This is a genomic window from Ideonella sp. P3_A4 (assembly GCF_056403075.1).
The window spans coordinates 1-563 of sequence record NZ_JBFUGE010001360.1 but is presented as its reverse complement, the minus strand read 5'-3'; the positions used below and the strand labels follow the sequence as shown (position 1 = coordinate 563).

General features: G+C 65.5%; 1 protein-coding gene. It reads left to right on the top strand.

Translation table 11 applies throughout. The features are described 5' to 3' along the window. Positions 1-415, top strand: a 415-nt coding sequence (locus AC1DYI_RS38010; protein WP_477209209.1) for a type 2 periplasmic-binding domain-containing protein, incomplete at its 5' end; no start/stop codon positions are given. Positions 416-563 lie beyond the last annotated feature (148 nt).

The window sequence follows — 563 nt, the reverse complement described above, 5'->3', positions numbered from 1 at the left end:
CTCCATCACCGACGTCGACAGCACCACACCCATCATCCGCCGCGAGCCGTTGGTCTGGGTTGGCAATCGGCATGACGATGCGGTGGCACGCGAACCGCTGCAGCTCGCGCTGTCGGACCCCGACACGTTCGACCATCTGGCCGCGTGCGAGCGGCTGGAAGCTGTGGGGCGGCCGTACCGGGTCGCCTATGCGAGCGGCGCCATGTCCGGTCTGCTGGCGGTGGTGCGCTCAGGCCAGGCGATTGCGGTGCTGACGCAGGCGGCTGTACCAGCCGATCTGCAGATCTTGGCGACGGGTGATCGGCTGCCACGGCTGCCCACGGTCGGGCTAACCGTGAAGTTCGATCTACCGCGGCCGCCGGCGTTGGTGGTGGAGTTTGSGGATCAGCTGCAGAGGATCGTGCCGGCGTTGTAGGACAAATGCAGCCGTACGCGCCTTGGCAGTCCAGAGCCGATGCGCCGATCCACAACGTAAAGGATGCGGCGCAGGTCAAGCTCCACCAAGATGGAGTGACGATTCGGAGGCCGCACTATGAATTGGTTAGCGGGCGCAGTGGTGATCG